The following is a 15871-nucleotide window of genomic DNA, read 5'->3' as shown; positions in this document are numbered from 1 at the left end:
TCCCACGCCTTATTGGCTGCGCGAGTATCGATGATCTCGTCGAGGAAGCGACCTTGTGATGGGGCTCCTTATCGAAGGTTACGTCCGCACAGGCAATGCCTGCCTCCAAAGCGGCACCGACGGTGTGGGTTGATGAGGACGCAATCCGATGCGCCGGCAGCAGCCACAGACGGGGAACATTCCTGCGATAGGTCGGTTAGTCGCCATCCAACCAGGAGGATGCCCAATGTATCACCATGTAAAAAAGCTCATGTATACCGTTCGGGTTGACGAACCTGATCCAAAATTCGGCAATATGCTGCTTGAGCAGTTCGGCGGCGCAAACGGCGAACTTGCGGCGGCCATGCAATACTCTATTCAAGGTTTAAATTGCGAGGACCCCGGTCGGAAGGACCTCCTGATGGACATCGGAACCGAAGAACTCAGCCACCTCGAGATCGTCGGGACTCTTGCGAGAATGCACCTCAAGCCGCTGAAGTCGGTCAGGGAGGAGGCGGCAGCCGATCCGCTGATCGCCATTGCAGGCGGCGGTGGCGTGAACCTTTTCAATTCGATGGGAAACCCCTGGACGGCCGATTATCTCAAAATAACAGGCGAGCTGGATGTGGATCTGCGAAGCAATATAGCCGCGGAAGCACGCGCCAAGATCGTCTACGAACGCCTGATCGACTTCTGCCGCGATCCGGGGACCAAGGATGCGCTGCAGTTCCTGATGACCAGAGAGATCACCCATATGCGTGCTTTCGCCCTGGCTCTCGAAAGCATGGGCAAGCCGCCGCTGAGCGTCGGCAGGATTGCGCCGACGGCAGGACTGGTCGATCAGTTCTTCAACGATTCCACGGGTCAAGGGGATTTAGGTGAGGTCGACACCCGCGGTCCATGGAATGAAGGAGAACCCTGGGAATTCGTGGAGGCGCCGGCGTTCCAGGATCTTCCGGGAGCCGAAAACGGCGGGACGGCAATCCGCGCTCAGAGCGCCCCACCTGAAGGGGCGGAAGCGATTCAGGAGGTCCTTGTAGATGAGCTCCGCGACCTGCTGCATGCGGAGAAGCAGCTGTTGAAGGCGCTTCCCAAGATGCAGAAAGCCGCGCGCACGCAGCAGCTCCAGACCTTGCTGCGCAACCATCTTGCCGAGACTGAGGCGCAGGTCGAGCGTTTGAACGAATGTCTGCGCATCCTTGGCACGTCGGCTCGCGCCAAGCCATGCAAGGGCATGGCCGGCCTAGTGGAGGAAGGCGAGGAAGTGATGGCGGAGGGCAAGAAAAAGGAAGACGCTCCCGCTGATCTGGCTTTGATCGGAGCGGCGTTGCGGGTCGAGCATTATGAGATTGCCGCCTACACCACTGCTCGCAATATGGCACTTCAACTTGCGCAGCCGGCGGTCGCTCAATTGCTAACACTGTCGCTGGGTGAAGAGCAGAATGCCGGCCAGTTGCTGGATCAGGTTGCCCAACCCCTGATGTCGGCGGCGAGAATGCCAAGTAGCGTCCTTCTGACAGTTTAGCCGTGCGGAGCGAGGAACGCGTGGCTGCCACCTACGACGCGGCAACGATCTGAGGCCCATGCCGAGAGGCGCTTTTTCCCGCATTCAAAGTTGCTGCAGATGGCACCGCCCGTAAAAAAACACGCGGTGCCATCTGCATGTAATGCGTCACCGTCACAACGGGATGCCTTTGTTGACCGCCCATATTAATGATGCACATCATCAATAAGTAAGCTATAATGACGGCCGCCATCATAGTTGGAAATGGCCGTTGAAAGGACCGTGACGTGCGGATCACCAAGGAACAGAAGCAGGAAAACTACGACCGGATTGTCGCCACCGCGTCAGAGCTGTTTCGCGAGCGTGGATTCGATGGCGTGGGCGTGGCGGAATTGATGGAGCGCGCGGGGCTCACCCATGGCGGCTTCTACAATCACTTTCGCTCCAAGGAGGAACTGATCGCCGAATCGACCGAGAACGGGTTGAACGAGACCTTGCAGCGCTATGCCGGTCATGACGTCCTCGACGTTATGGAGCTTTATCTCGCACGCGATCACCGGGATGGGCGTGGCCAAGGGTGCACGGCCGCAGCACTGAGTTGCGATGCCGCCCGACAGCCTGAGACAACCAAGGCCGTTTTCGCTGCAGGAATAGACAAGCTGGTGCGCGCGCTGGAGGGTGGCATTGCGCAACGTCACGCTTCCGGCGCCGGCGGGCGCGCCCAAGCCATCGCCATTCTCGCTCAAGCCGTTGGCGCAATCGTGCTTTCGAGGGCTTGCCCGGACGATTCTCCCTTGGCTGACGAACTGCTCGACGCCTGCCGCGCGGATTGCCGCGACGCGATTGAGAACCCGATGCGGCAACGATAGGGCCAGGCATACGCCGGCGCGACGAACGTCAATTCGCGACGGCGATGACCACCTTGCCTTTGGCACGCCCGGTCTCGACATAGGCCAGCGCATCTCCAGTCCTTTCAAACGGGAACACCTTGTCGACGACCGGCCGGATCACGCCTTGTTCGATCAGGCGCGCAATCTCACCCAGCTGCCGCCCCTCGGCGCGCATGAACAGGAATGAATATGCGACGCCGAGACGCTTGGCCTTTTTGCGAACTCCTCGGCTGAGCAGCCACAGTACCAGCTTCAGGAACAGGTTGAGGCCGAGCTCCCTGGCGAATGCCGGATCGGGCGGACCGGAAATGGAAATGAGCCGGCCACCCGGCTTCAGCACGCCCAGCGACTTTTCGAGCGTCTTCGGATCCTGGCTGTTCAGCACCAGATCGTAGCCCGACAAGATCTTTTCGAAATTCTGCGTCTTATAGTCGATGACCACATCCGCCCCGAGACTTCTCGCCAGCTCGGCATTTTCAGCGCTCGTCGTCGTCGTCGCAACCGTCGCGCCGAGGTGTTTGGCGAGCTGGATGGCGAACGTCCCGACACCGCCGGAACCGGCCTGAATGAAGACTTTCTGGCCGGGCTTTATCTTGCCCACCTCGACCAGCGCCTGCCAGGCGGTCAACCCGACAAGCGGGACGGACGCCGCTTCGCTCATGCTGAGGTTGCCTGGCTTCAGCGCCGCATCGGCTTCATCGATGGCAATGAATTCGGCGAATGTCCCGACCCGATGATCGCGCGGTCGTGCATAGACCTCGTCACCCGCCTTGAACCGCCTCACCCCGGATCCGACTTTGACAACCGTTCCGGCAAGGTCATGCCCGAGGACGAAGGGCGGACGATAGGGAAGAATGAGCTTGAACTCCCCGTCCCGCACCTTGGAGTCCAACTGGTTCACGGCGGTGGCCTGAATCCGCACGAGGACGTCACTATCCCGCAACCCCGGTTCCGGCAGGCTGGCGAGGCGCAGAGCGCCTTTCTTCTTATATTTGTCAACGACGAATGCCTTCACGGGGCTTTCTCCTGTTGCGGCGTCAGGTGTCAAGGAAAGGATAAAGCCATCAGCACAAATCGGCGTGAACCCATATGGCAGAGGACCCTCTGGTTTCAGAGTGTATTTTAATGACGTTTATCATCATAGATCATTAATGATGCCCGTCATCAAAGTTGTCAAGCGGATATTCCTGAACCAGCGCCTCATCCGAATTGCGGCAAAGCTATCCGTTGTGCGCAGGGAAACACCAGCGCCCCATGTCAGGGCAACTCGCCGTTAACCTTCGACGCCCACAATAGTCTTTCGAACTTGTCTGCGCGCTTGATCGGCGACCGCAAGTCGGCCCTTTCAAATGCCGCCCGAATGATTTGTGGCGGTCTTCGATCACCGCCAGGGACGATGCGGTCCTGCGAACTGGCCATGATGGCTCTCATACAACAGGAGCCGTTCATATGCCTCGCATCCAACTGACCAGACCCCAGGTGGAGATACTGGGCTGGCTTGCGATCTTCCTGCTTCTCTTCAGCCTTTCCTGGCGCTTCCAGTGGCATGGGGAGCTTGATGAGTTCATCGAGCGGCATCACCACTACCCGCTCGACCACGCACTGCTTGCCCTGAACATCTCCGGGTTTTTGGGGCTCATCTATTCCGCGCTCAGGATCCGGGATCTTTCGAGGGAAGTTGATCGCAGGCTGCAGGCCGAAAAGCACGTCGATTGGATTGCCTGTCACGACACGCTGACCGAGCTGCCGAACCGCAGGTTTCTGGAGTCGATGTGCGCGCAGGCGATGACCGATAAATCGGCAGAAGAAACCTATGCCGTGTTCAGCATCGACCTCGACGGCTTCAAGAAGGTCAATGATCTCTTGGGGCACGACCACGGCGACGCGGTGCTGAAGACTGTCGCTCAGCGGCTCTCGTCGCTCTTCTCCCGCGAGCACGTTTTTCGCCTTGGCGGAGACGAGTTTGTGGTCCTGGTGCGGCGGGTCGGAAATCCCGACCTCGTCGCCTTGGGGAACCGCATCGTCAGCGCGATCGGCAAGCCGTTCACATTCAATGGTGTCGCCGTCGATCTCGGCGCCAGTGTCGGCGTCGCACTATATCCCGAGAACGGCGATGAGCTCGGTCAAGTCATCCGGCATTCGGATTGTGCGATGTATGTCGCGAAAAAGCAGGGCCGCAATCTGGTGAAGCCCTTCGTGCCTTCGATGCAGGAGGAGCTGGCGAAACGGGTGAGAATAGAAGGCGATCTGCGGGCGGCCATCCGCCAGGGCGAGATCGTTCCCTATTATCAGCCGCTCGTCGACCTCAAGGCGAACAAGATCATCGGCTTTGAGGCGCTGGCGCGCTGGAAATCGGCTTCCGGCGACTTCATCCCGCCGAGCGAATTCATTCCAGTGGCGGAGGAAGCCGGCCTGATCGTCGAATTGACGGACCAACTGCTTCGCCGCGCCTGCACCGATGCGCTTTCCTGGCCAAACGAGCTTGTCCTGTCGTTCAACCTTTCACCGATCCAGCTGAGCGACCGGTTGCTGGGCCTCAGAATTCTCAAGATATTGGGCGATGTCGGCCTGCCCGCACACAGGGTCGAGCTTGAGGTGACGGAGAGCGCCATCATCCAGGACGCCGTCACCGCACGCATTGTCCTCGACGATCTGGTGAATGCGGGAGTCAGGATTGCGCTCGATGATTTTGGGACAGGCTATTCGAGCCTCTCCCAGCTGTCCAACTACCGGTTCGACAAGATCAAGATCGACAGGAGTTTCGTCGCTTCGTTCGAGACCGATGACAAGCAGGACATAGTGATCAAGGCCATCATCGCGCTCGGCGCCGGGCTCGGCGTAATGATTACGGCCGAAGGCATCGAAGAGCAGAGCCAACTTCAGCGACTGCAGGATCTCGGCTGTGACATCGGCCAGGGATATCTGTTGGGCAGACCTGCGCCGATTGAGGAGATCACCGCACATCAAGTCGACAGCATGCAGCGTCGTTGATGGACATGCATTCGTCTATCAGGCGGAGGGAGAGTTGCCGCCTCCCATCGCCTTGTGCGGTTGTGTAGGTGCTGGCACCTGCGCTCCGGAATGCCGTCACAATCGAGCCCGCTCGGCCAGTAGGGATCAACCGTCGATTTCGACTTCCGCTTCGCAATTTACCGGCGCATTCAACGGGATGGCCATGCCGATGGACGAGCGGGCGTGCGCGCCGGCCTCGGGACCGTAGAGCTCCAGTATCAGATCTGAATAGCCGTTTGTCACCAGCGGCGTCTCATTGAAACCTGGAGCAACATTCACCATGGCGAAAACGCGCAGCCAGGCCGTGACCCGATCGAGGTCTCCGACGGCGCGTTTGAGGCTTGCGAGATGGGCCAGGGCAACAAGCCGCGCCGATGCGTAACCCTGCTCCGGCGACACTTCGGCTCCGACCTTGCCCAGCGGTTTTGCCAATGTCCCATCCGGATTGCAGGCGACGTGACCTGAAATATAAGCGCGGGAGCCGCGCACCCGAACCCAGGTAAAAGGCAATTTCAGACCGTCGCGAACCTTCAAGGGTTCGGGTAGTTCCAGACCCATTTCCGCCAGACGTTGTTCGATGATGGCCATGATGCACCTCCCATGTGGTTGGATCGCGCAAAAGCGGCCAGCGGTTTTGCGTGAGCGATATGCGAAAAAAACAGGAACCTGAGGCGTGGCAAATCCGGATTGGCGGCGCGCTCAGGGTACGATGCCGTCAAGCTCCGGCATGAGGATGACGCTCTCGTTCGCCGCGGGGTCGTTGCGGGCACCGAGGAACTCGGCGTCTTCCAGGCTGCGATTGACGGCGACGTGCGGAACGCCGGCAGGAATGAACAGGTAGTCACCGGGGCGCACCGTTTCGCAGCGTTCGAGCTTCGCGCCCGACCAGATCTCGATCTCCTGGCCGGCGGTCATGAGAAGGGCGGTTTCGTGTCCCTCGTGGCGATGGGCGCTGGTACGCCTGCCTGCGGGCAGCGAAATCCTCCCGAGCCACAGCATGGTCGATCCGACGCTCTCAGCCGAGACGCCCGAGCGGTAGACGGATCCCTGCTGGGCGATATGGCTGTCGCTGCCACTGACGACCTTCGCGGTTACTCCAGAAGAATTTTTCGGCTGGGCTGCTTCGTTCTTCATGGCTCTCACCATTCCGTGGCGCGATGAAACAGACTCTGCGCGCTCAGTCGACGCAAGTCCTGAAGCGATGCCGAAAAGTTCCGAAAAACGCCGAAATCGGCGTATCATGGCCGGCCATGAACAGTCAGCACATTGCATTCGGCCATTTCGAGTTCAGCGCCGAGAACGGATGCCTGCTTCGTGACGATCGGCCTGTCGCCATTGGCGCCCGCGGCGCTTCGCTACTTGCCGTTCTGCTTGCGGCGCAAGGGGGCGTCGTTTCCAAATCGGCTCTGATGGATGCCGTTTGGCCGGGATTGGCCGTTGAGGAAAGTAATCTTTCCGTTCAGATTGCTGCGCTTCGCAAGCTGCTCGGTCCGGCATCGGACGGCAGCGAATGGATCGCCACCGTCCCACGGGTCGGCTACAGGTTTTCCGGCCGGGTGGAGAGCGCATGCGACGGAACCGACGGCGAGTGGCATGCGCAAGCCGGATCCAAATTGGGGATCGCAGTCCTGCCGTTCGAAAATCCAGGCGGCGACGCCGAGAAGCAATATCTGGCCGACGGGATCGCCGACAACCTGATCATAGCGCTCACCCGGTTTCGATGGCTGCGCGTCGCATCACGCGGTGCGAGTTTCAAAGACAGGAACGGCTCCAGGGATCCGCGCGCAGTCGGGCTGGCACTCGGTGTCAATTTTCTGGTGGATGGGGCTATCCGCTATACAGGCGATCGAATCCGGATATCGGTGCACCTCGCCGAGGCGACGAAGGGCGCGACCGTCTGGTCCGAACATTACGATCTTCAGCTGGCCGAGATTTTCGCGGTGCAAGACGCCATCGCCGAGCGGATCGCCGCGGCAGTCGAACCCGAGCTGCTGTTGCGCCACGGGCTTGCCGTGGCTCCCCACACCGGCAACATCACCGCCTGGGACCTCGTTCGGCAAGGCACATTCAATTTCCACAAGGTCTCGAAGCCGACCCACCTTCTGGCAAGGCGTTTTTTCCGCGAGGCCGTCGAGCTCGACCCCATGCTTCCGGAGGCGCAGATCTGGCGCGCGCGGGTCAACGCCGGCCTCATCGCCTACGGCTGGACCGACGATCCCGCCGCGGATGGTCAGGAAGGATTAACTGCCGCCCTGCGGGCGATCTACCTCGACGCGCGAAACCCGTACTCGCATTATGCGCTGGCGATCGTGTCGGCCTATACGGGCCGAGCCGACCAGGCGATCCTCGCCGCGGAACGGTCGATCGAGCTCGGTTCAAGCTTCGCTCTCGGACATCTCGTCCTTGGCATGGCCCGGCTCTTTTCCGGTGATGCCGCCGGCGCACGCAGACCTTTGTCTCGCGGCCTCGAACTCAATCCGCATGATCCGCAGAACGGGGTCTGGTTCAGCCTGCTGATGCTTGCACTGTTCTTTTCAGATGACGTCGAGGGCGCGCTGGAAGTGGGGCATACAGCCTTAAAGGCGCGGCCCGACTGGCCGGCGCTGCTGCGCATACACGCGTGCTGCCATATGGATCTCGGAAATATTGAGCAGGCTCGCCGGTTTGCCGCTGCTGCCAGCAGCCTGCCGGAAGCTGCTGGTGATGCGCTTGGGCCGTTCAGAGAGGGCAACACGGAATGGGCGGCCCGTCTTGAGCAGTTGCTACGTGAGGCCGAACTTTAACACCGCCTCTGCCTCCGTCAGTCTTGCCGGCGGGCTATGGGCGACGTCGACCGGCCAGGACTTCTACTCTGCCAACCTCATCCTGACCCATTCCGAAAGCGCGATGCAGCGCACCCGGCATGAGCAAATGCGACCGGATGCGAATTTTCGCACAACCGACGAAAGGCGGTTGCACTCGCATTCTTTATCAGTCATTCTAGAACAACTGATAAAGAATCGAGGCGAGTGTGGGCAGAAGGCGGGAATTCGATGAGGAAGCGGTGCTGAAGGGGGCGATGCACGTCTTTCGCAAACACGGCTATCAAGGTGCGTCGATCCGAGACCTCGAAGAGGCGACGGGCCTCAAAGGCGGAAGCATCTATCACGCCTTCGGCGACAAGGCCGGGCTCTTCGACGCGGCGTTCAGACATTACAATCGGGCGGTCCTGGAGGGGCGGCTCGAGCGATTTGCGCCGCCGGGGAGCGACCTTAAAGGCGTGCGCGAACTGTTCCTTTCACTGCTGCATGAGCCCGACAATGGCTCCCTGGGCTGCCTGATCACCAACACGGCCGTGGAGTTCGGCGGTAACATCAACACGCATCCCCGCGTCGAGGCAGCGCTCGGTCTCCTTCGCAGCACGTTCCGCTCGAGACTCGGCGAGCCGTCGACCTCGGATCGAGACGCGGACGAAGCCAAGGCGGACAGGACAGCCGTCCGTCTACTTGCCTTCTATCAAGGCCTGCTCGTGCTCATTCGCGGCGGCGAAGACAAAGCGAGCCTGCGGCAGGCGATCGAAGACGAATTCAATCAACTGGAGACACTGTTATGACGCCTGAGGCGCTATGGAATCGATATGCGGCCATCTGGTCGCTGGACGCGGACGTGCGCGAGCCGGAAATGTCGGCTTGCCTCGCCGACGATGTGACCTATTGCGATCCGAATGGAGTGATCACCGGGCGAGCCGGCCTCTCGGCTTACATGGCTGGCTTCAAGGAGAGCGTACCGGCAGGCCGGTTCATAATATTGAGTGTCCTCCATCACAATGAACGTTCGCTGGCACGCTGGGAACTGCGCCACGAGGACGAGACCGTCCTGCAAACGGGGACAAGCTTCGCGGCGATGGCCGATGGCCGGCTCAGCGCGATCACCGGCTTCTTCGATCCTCTGGCAGGGCAGCACCATGGGTAGCGAGGCGACACGCAGCCTGGCGCTTGAATTTGCGAGCCAGATCGCCCACCGGGCGCCATCGATGTCCGGCGGTTCTTCGGCGGATCCGCCCTCGTCCGAAACGGCGCGCTGTTCGGGTTCCTCATGAAGGGCACATTGTATCTGCGCGTCGACGCCGCAATGCGCGCGGAATTCGAGGCAGATGGCGCAGAACCGTTCAGCTACCGCGCCGCCGGCAGGGAGGTGAGGGTTCGCCGCTACTATGCAGTGCCGGCGCATGTGATCGACGATCCCTGGCTGCTGCGCAGGTGCTCGGAACGAGCATTGCATGCGACCCCGCTGCCTGGCCGCAAACGCTCAAACACGACCGCCGCCGTCACCCCGTGTGGCTGATGCCGATATCCACCCGCCCCTCGTGCTTAGAACCTTCAGATCTCCCCCGCCGACGGCCCCCAGACATCCGTCAGCGCGAAGCCGCCGGGATGCGGGTCGAAGGGGTCGAGGGCCACCTGGGTGAGGCCGAAGGTGAAGCCGCGGCCGGTGATGGTGGGAATGACCGCCGGGCGGCCGGCGACCTCGGTCACCGCCTGCAGGCCGACCTCGAACTCCGAGCCGATGATCGATTTCGAGGTGAAGACGTCGCCGACCTTGGCCTTGCCGCGGGCATGAAGGGTGGCGAGATTGGCCGAATTGCCGGTGCCGCAGGGCGAGCGGTCGGCTCGGCCCGGCCACATGGTGGTGCAGGTGCGCACCGTGCCGTCGGCCTCGGTATCGCGGAACATCACATAGGCGACGCCCGAAATTGCCGGGATTTCGGGATGGACGACCTTGATATCGCGATTGATTAGCTCTTTCAGGATCATGCCGGCCTGGACAAGGCCGGCGGCATTGGCCTTCTCGATCGTGAGATTGATCTGGCCGACATCGACGAGCGCATAGAAGATGCCGCCATAGCAGAGATCGGCCTTGATCTTTCCCCAATGCGGCGTGTCGATCTCGACGTCGAGCTCATGCACGAAGGAGGGCACCATCGTGAGCTTCACCTTCTCGCAGCGCCCGTCGCGGCAGGTCGCCGTCGCCTTGACCAGACCGGCGGCGGTCTCCAGCGTCACGATTGTCTCCGGCTCCTGCATCTCGACAATGCCGGATTCGAGCAACGCCGTCGTCACGCAGATCGAATTCGAGCCGGAGCTCGCATGCGCCTGGTCAGGCTGCAGGATGATGAAGGCGGCGTCGGCGTCGGGATGCCTTGCCGGCAGCAGCAGGTTGACCGAGCCGATCGGGGCACCCCGCGGCTCCAGGCACAGGAAGCGGCGGAGCTCGTCGCCTTTCGGATCGGTGTTCAGCCAGTGCAGCTGCGCGGCGATGGTTTCGCCGGGAATCTTCGGAACGCCGCCGATCGCGACGCGGCCGATCTCACCCTCGGCATGAACGTCCAGCAGCTGGATCGTGCGCTTCCATCTCATCTCGAAACTCCAGTTCGCACGCGACGGCTGACGCCATCGACGCGGTTCAAAATCAGTATCGGTCTATGCGGAACGGGGTCATATCGACCGACGGTTTTGCTCTGCTCACCATATCGCCGATCAACCGCGCTGTCGTCGCAGCGTATGTCAAGCCGAGATGGCCATGACCGGTCGCATAGAAAACGCCCGGCATTTTCGACGACGGCGAGATGATCGGGATCGTATCGGGCAGGGCTGGGCGATGGCCCATCCATTCCGTCGCCTCCTCGACCTTCAGCCCCGGCAGCACCCGCTGGGCGTGGCGTACCAGCACCCGCGGCCGGCGGAAATCGGGAGCGGCGTCGAGACCGGCGAGTTCGACATTGCCACCGACGCGGATGCCGCCGGCCGTCGGCGTCACCATGAAGGCGCGATGCGGCCAGATCACCGAGTAGCGCATGGATATGCCCGGCTTCATAATCTGCGTGTGATAGCCGCGCTCGGTCTCCAGCGGGATCGGTTCGCCGAGCTTGGCCGCCAGGGACCGGGTGTGGACGCCGGCGGCAAGCACAACGGAAGCCGCCTCGACACGGCTGCCATTGTCGAGGAGGACGACGACGCTGCCATCGCCCTTGCGTTCGATATTCCTGACGGTACCTGAGACGAAGGTTGCGCCGGCCGCCAGGGCGGCGTCGGCCAGTTTGACAACCAGCTTGTAGGGATCGCGGACCGACTTGTTGTCGGGGAGCAGCACCGCTTTGGCGATCGCCGGCGAAAGCGCCGGCTCATGATATTGGATGGCGCCGTTGCTCAACACCTCGAATTCGAGGCCATAGCGCTGCATCATGGCGAGGTGGCCACGATCGGCGGTAAACTCAGCCTCCGTCTCGTAGATCGCCAGGCAACCTTCCTCGGTCAGCAGCTCGGATGCGCCGATCGCCTGCAGCATCTCGCGGAAGTCGGCGAGCGCCCGCAGCGACAGGCTCATGCCGGCGTCTTCGATTTCTCTGAGGCGCGACGGGCGGCCGGCGGCGAGGAAACGCAGGAACCAGGGCAGCATCTTTGCCGCATAGGAAGGCCGCAGCCAGACCGGGCCTTCAGGATCGAGTAGCCAGCCCGGGATTTTCTTCCAGGTCGACGGCCCGGAGCCGGCGGCGAAATCGAGCGCGATGCTCGCCATATTGCCGAAGGAAGTGCCGCGTCCCGGCTCACCCTTATCGATCAGCGTCACCTCACGGCCACGCCGCTGCAGCTCGAAGGCTATCGAGGCTCCGATCACCCCTGCGCCGACGACGACCACCCTCTTCTTCGTCTCATCCGCCATGCCATCAACCCGTCACGCGGCCAACAGCATCGCCGCTTCGTTGGTCTGATATATCAGATCAACGATGATTGCCTATGAAATTTTTACTGGGTGGCGGGCAGGCTGGCGCCGACGCTGTCGCCGACCGAACCGACGGTATTGTCCACCGACTGGCCGAGACGCTTCAGCTGGGCGTCGTAGTTACGCCGGGTGCGCGGATCGAAGATCGCGATCGGCGTGCTGACGGCGACACCGACGGCACTTCCGGCGGTCTGAGCCGCCCCCATCGCCACGGCGCCGACCGCCTCGCCGAGCCCGACATTGGAATCGGTGATCGTCTGTCCGGCGATCAGCCGATCGCCGATCAGCTTCACCACTTCGGGGCTTTCGGCGAATTTGCCATGGTTCAGCCGGTCACCGCCCTTGAGCTTGGTCAGATCGAGCACGGTGATGCCGGCTGCTTCGAGCTTGCTGCGATAGGGCTCGGCCGAGGGGTCGATCTGGCCGAGGCGATCGATATTGCCAGAGATGCGCCGTGACAGGGCCAAGGCGCGATCATCGCGGGAGACGAAGATGGTGAAATGCGGACGGTCTTTGCCGAGGCTCATGAACTGCCGGCCGAAGACGTCGACATCGAGATCCGGCGAGGCAAGGATGACATTGTTGATCTTCGAAGCGACCTGACCGTTGCGGATCGCCATCTGGCGGAGTGCTTCGACGGTCAGCCAGGTACCCATCGAATGGGCCATGACCGTGACGTCGCTGACCGCGGGATTGGCGGCGGTGCGGGTCAGCAGCTCTTCCAGCGCATCGCGGGAATAGTTGGTGCTTTCCTTGTCGTAATTGTAGTCGAAGATGCTGGCGCGCGACGGCCAAGTAAAGACCACGGGCGCGACATCGGCATGTGAATCATGGACGATCTGGGCGAAGCGGTAGACGGCGTCTTCGTAACGGTTGTTGAAGCCGTGCACGAAGACGAGCACGCGGCGGCTCTTCGGCATATGGCTCTTCAGCCAGCTCTCGCCCGCGCGCTCGCCCTCGAGCGGATCGACGGAAACGGTGACGAAGTCACGAAGCGGATCGGCCGGCAACCGCTTCGGCCATTGCACCTGGCCGACCTTGCGGTTGGCTTCCGGAGGGATCGAAACATCGACGGCGTTAACGGCAAGCCCCGTGCCGCGTTCGCCGGAGAAAAGCACGGCCGGATTGTCGTCGGCAGCGCGCGTCGTCGCCACCAGGAGATCGATCTTCGACGTCCCCGGCGGCACTGTGCCGGCCGCCTGCATGACGCCAACCGGCCTGCCGCCGCAGCCGGCGACCGCAAGCGATGCAACCAGAAGCCCTGCCCGAGCCGCACGCGAGGCGCGCCATTTGCCGATCATGACCAAACTCCAACCGGTTCACGCGCCGGACGGACGGCACATGTTCAAATAGTCCGACGGCGCTCGCCGAGTCAAACCGCGTGTGATGAAGAACCTGCCGGGAAAAGAAAAGAGCCTGGCGCGGGAGGAGGTGCGCCAGGCTCTTGATCCTGACTGACAACTGGGAGGAGGAGTGTTGTCAATCCGATGTAAGAGCGCTGGGAGGAGGAGTGCGCTGCTTACGAAGATAGTGATACCCCATCCATTTGATCGGGAATAGCGAAATTACCGCAATGCAGCAATGCAGTGGGTGCAAGGCTCGCCGTAAAATTAACAGGTCAACGCCTTATTTTGCGGCATGTTTGACCAAGTGGTCAAATTCTGCTGAAAAATGAGGCCGCACTGAGCGCGGATGGCTCGCCCAGTCCAAGCCCCCTCCCCAACCCCTCCCCACAAGGGGGACGGGCTAAGCTGCGGCACCCTGCGCGACCCAAATAAGTGTTGCCGCCTGTTCCCGTTCTACGGATTGGCTTGATGGAGGTTGTGTGAAACGGTGCGGCATCCCAGCCCCTCCCACAGGGAGGGATTGGGGAGGGGTCTTGTTATGGGAACTGCCATCGGTCGCATCGCCCTCAATCAGCCTTGAACGCTTTCCGGCCCTCAGCATCGAGCGCCGAGAACTCCTCGTCCGAGAGGCTGATATCAACAGCCGCAACATTTTCTTCCAGATGCTTGACCTTCGACGTGCCGGGGATCGGCAGCATCACCGGGCTGCGCTTCAGCACCCAGGCGAGCGCAATCTGGCTCGGCGCAGCATTGTGCTTTTTGGCGATCGTGTCGAGCAGCGAACCTGATTTGGCGAGGTCGCCGGCGGCCAGCGGGTACCAGGGGATGAAGCCGATATTGTGCTTGGCGCAATAATCGAGCACATCCTCGCTGGTGCGATCGACGAGATTATAGCGGTTCTGGACGGTGGCGACCTTGAAGTGCTTCGAGGCCGCCTCGATTTCGGCGACGGAGACTTCGCTCAAACCGGCATGGCGGATGAGGCCGGCGTCGAGCAGCGATCTGATCGCATCGAACTGTTCCCTGGCCGGCACTTTCGCATCGATGCGGTGAAGCTGCCAGAGATCGATGCGCTCGACCCCGAGATTGCGCAGGCTCTTATGCGCCTGCTGGATCAGATATTCCGGACGGCCGACCGGCAGCCAGATGTCGGGGCCGTGGCGGGTCAGTCCGCCCTTGGTGGCGACGACGGACTTGCCGCCATAGGGATGCAGCGCCTCCTTGATCAGCCATTCGGAAACGTCGGGACCGTAGGAATCGGCCGTATCGATGAAATTGACGCCAAGCTCCGGCAGGCGCTTCAGTGTGCGGATCGATTCAGCGTGATCTTCGGGCTCGCCCCAGATGCCCTTGCCGGTGACGCGCATGGCGCCGAAACCGAGGCGGTTGACCTCGATCTCGCCGCCGATCTTGAAAGTGCCTGACTTGGCTGCGTTGTGACTGGCCATGATCTTTCCTCTCTTGGTCAATGAAATCGTTCAAAGTGAGCGGAGCAGCCGAAACCGCCCCGTTAACGGCGACCGCGGCTGGAGGCGGCGGCTTTCAAAGCGGCAAGTTTGCCCTGTTTTTGGCCACGCCGAAATGGATGAGCCGCCCGCCGCGACGGTATCGTTAGCGAGGCCGCGGCGACGCTTGCAGATATAGGACGGCGCCATGGGGATAACAGGGATACGCCGATACGTCCTTCCGCTTGGCGTGTCCTGTTCAGCCGCCGGTTTCGCCGGAGAAGGCGGCGACATCGATTTCAGCGGCGCTGTCGCGATATCGCAGGCGCTCGCGCGAGAGTTCCAGCGGCTTGCGGCGGGAAATCCGGTAGACGGAAGCGGGCGGCAGGTTGCGCACCGTGCCGCCGATGCGCACGGCCTTCAGGCCGAGGCGGTCGAGGATCGGCCGCGGCACCGGGCAGCGCGGGCCATAGGTGAACTGATAGATTGCCCCGCCCGGCCGCATATAGGTGAAGACGCCGGCAAGGATCGAGGCGATCTTGCGCGGCGACATCGACAGAAGCGGCAGGCCGCTGATGACGGCGCCGACCGGTTCTCCTTCGAAGATATCGGCTTGGGCGAGATGGGCAGCATCCATCTGCAATATGCGCGCCGCCGGAAACCGCGCCTGCAGCGCACTGATAAATTCCGGGCCATACTCGATCAGCGTGAGATCCGCCTCGCTGATGCCGCGGGCGAGCAGCGCCCGGGTAAACACCCCGGTGCCCGGGCCGAGCTCGATGATCGGCCCATCGAGTGCGGCAATTTCGCTGGTCATGATCCTGGCCAGGGAATCGCCAGACGGTGCGATGGCGGCCACTCGAAGCGGATTGCTGACCCAGGAGCGGAAAAAATGCAGGAAATCGGAGCATGCAGCCTTTGCGGTCATGACTGTCC

At 61.7% G+C, this 15871-nt stretch carries 14 protein-coding genes and 1 pseudogene; 7 read left to right on the top strand and 8 right to left on the bottom strand.

The features are described from left to right. Nucleotides 1-226 precede the first annotated feature (226 nt). Together RHE_RS02345 and RHE_RS02340 are read left to right on the top strand one after the other, a co-directional pair. Nucleotides 227-1504 carry a DUF892 family protein gene (locus tag RHE_RS02345; protein ID WP_011423840.1) on the top strand — a complete coding sequence of 426 codons (1278 nt, stop codon included), beginning with the start codon at nucleotides 227-229 and terminating at the stop codon, nucleotides 1502-1504. A gap of 266 nt (nucleotides 1505-1770) precedes the next feature. Next, nucleotides 1771-2352, top strand: a complete 582-nt coding sequence (locus RHE_RS02340) for a TetR/AcrR family transcriptional regulator (protein ID WP_011423839.1) — start codon at nucleotides 1771-1773, stop codon at nucleotides 2350-2352. A gap of 28 nt (nucleotides 2353-2380) precedes the next feature. Here RHE_RS02340 and RHE_RS02335 read toward each other — a convergent pair whose 3' ends face one another. After that, on the bottom strand, nucleotides 2381-3388 hold the full coding sequence (locus RHE_RS02335) for an NADP-dependent oxidoreductase (protein ID WP_011423838.1): 1008 nt from the start codon (nucleotides 3386-3388) through the stop codon (nucleotides 2381-2383). A gap of 434 nt (nucleotides 3389-3822) precedes the next feature. On the opposite strand from RHE_RS02335, the gene RHE_RS02330 reads away from it, so the two are divergent. Then, nucleotides 3823-5364 (top strand): putative bifunctional diguanylate cyclase/phosphodiesterase, encoded by a 1542-nt coding sequence (locus RHE_RS02330; RefSeq protein WP_011423837.1) that lies wholly within the window; start codon nucleotides 3823-3825, stop codon nucleotides 5362-5364. A gap of 126 nt (nucleotides 5365-5490) precedes the next feature. Here the strand turns inward: RHE_RS02330 and RHE_RS02325 are convergent, their stop codons facing one another. Beyond that, a complete protein-coding gene (locus tag RHE_RS02325) occupies nucleotides 5491-5973 on the bottom strand; it encodes a RidA family protein (RefSeq protein ID WP_011423836.1) in 483 nt (160 codons plus the stop codon). A 111-nt stretch (nucleotides 5974-6084) separates the two neighbouring features. Then, nucleotides 6085-6519, bottom strand: a complete 435-nt coding sequence (locus RHE_RS02320; protein WP_011423835.1) for a cupin domain-containing protein — start codon at nucleotides 6517-6519, stop codon at nucleotides 6085-6087. Between the two features lie 116 nt (nucleotides 6520-6635). Between RHE_RS02320 and RHE_RS02315 the strand changes: the two genes are divergently transcribed. The 4 genes and pseudogenes from RHE_RS02315 to RHE_RS02300 all read left to right on the top strand — a co-directional run bounded on the left by RHE_RS02315 (nucleotide 6636) and on the right by RHE_RS02300 (nucleotide 9708). After that, nucleotides 6636-8168, top strand: coding sequence for a winged helix-turn-helix domain-containing tetratricopeptide repeat protein (locus tag RHE_RS02315; protein WP_011423834.1), 1533 nt, complete (start codon nucleotides 6636-6638; stop codon nucleotides 8166-8168). A gap of 227 nt (nucleotides 8169-8395) precedes the next feature. Further along, nucleotides 8396-8977 carry a TetR/AcrR family transcriptional regulator gene (locus tag RHE_RS02310; protein ID WP_011423833.1) on the top strand — a complete coding sequence of 194 codons (582 nt, stop codon included), beginning with the start codon at nucleotides 8396-8398 and terminating at the stop codon, nucleotides 8975-8977. Continuing rightward, complete coding sequence (locus RHE_RS02305) at nucleotides 8974-9336, top strand: nuclear transport factor 2 family protein (RefSeq protein ID WP_011423832.1); 363 nt, start codon at nucleotides 8974-8976, stop codon at nucleotides 9334-9336. The genes RHE_RS02310 and RHE_RS02305 overlap by 4 nt, the downstream gene beginning before the upstream one ends. Then, nucleotides 9329-9708 (top strand): annotated as a pseudogene (locus tag RHE_RS02300) (TfoX/Sxy family protein). Before RHE_RS02305 ends, RHE_RS02300 begins: the two are co-directional and overlap by 8 nt. A gap of 35 nt (nucleotides 9709-9743) precedes the next feature. Here the strand turns inward: RHE_RS02300 and RHE_RS02295 are convergent. From RHE_RS02295 to RHE_RS02275, 5 genes are all read right to left on the bottom strand, one after another. Further along, complete coding sequence (locus RHE_RS02295; protein ID WP_011423830.1) at nucleotides 9744-10781, bottom strand: 4-hydroxyproline epimerase; 1038 nt, start codon at nucleotides 10779-10781, stop codon at nucleotides 9744-9746. A gap of 52 nt (nucleotides 10782-10833) precedes the next feature. Continuing rightward, on the bottom strand, nucleotides 10834-12084 hold the full coding sequence (locus RHE_RS02290; RefSeq protein ID WP_011423829.1) for an NAD(P)/FAD-dependent oxidoreductase: 1251 nt from the start codon (nucleotides 12082-12084) through the stop codon (nucleotides 10834-10836). 83 nt (nucleotides 12085-12167) lie between these two features. Further along, nucleotides 12168-13445 (bottom strand): alpha/beta hydrolase, encoded by a 1278-nt coding sequence (locus RHE_RS02285; protein ID WP_011423828.1) that lies wholly within the window; start codon nucleotides 13443-13445, stop codon nucleotides 12168-12170. 611 nt (nucleotides 13446-14056) lie between these two features. After that, entirely contained in the window at nucleotides 14057-14938 is an 882-nt protein-coding gene (locus RHE_RS02280; protein WP_011423827.1) for an aldo/keto reductase, read from the bottom strand. 256 nt (nucleotides 14939-15194) lie between these two features. Then, a complete protein-coding gene (locus RHE_RS02275; RefSeq protein ID WP_011423826.1) occupies nucleotides 15195-15863 on the bottom strand; it encodes a class I SAM-dependent methyltransferase in 669 nt (222 codons plus the stop codon). Nucleotides 15864-15871 lie beyond the last annotated feature (8 nt).

Origin of the sequence: Rhizobium etli CFN 42 (assembly GCF_000092045.1) — a bacterium.
Lineage (GTDB): Bacteria > Pseudomonadota > Alphaproteobacteria > Rhizobiales > Rhizobiaceae > Rhizobium > Rhizobium etli.
The sequence above is the reverse complement of the archived record's forward strand: the minus strand, read 5'-3'. Positions and strand labels throughout refer to the sequence as shown.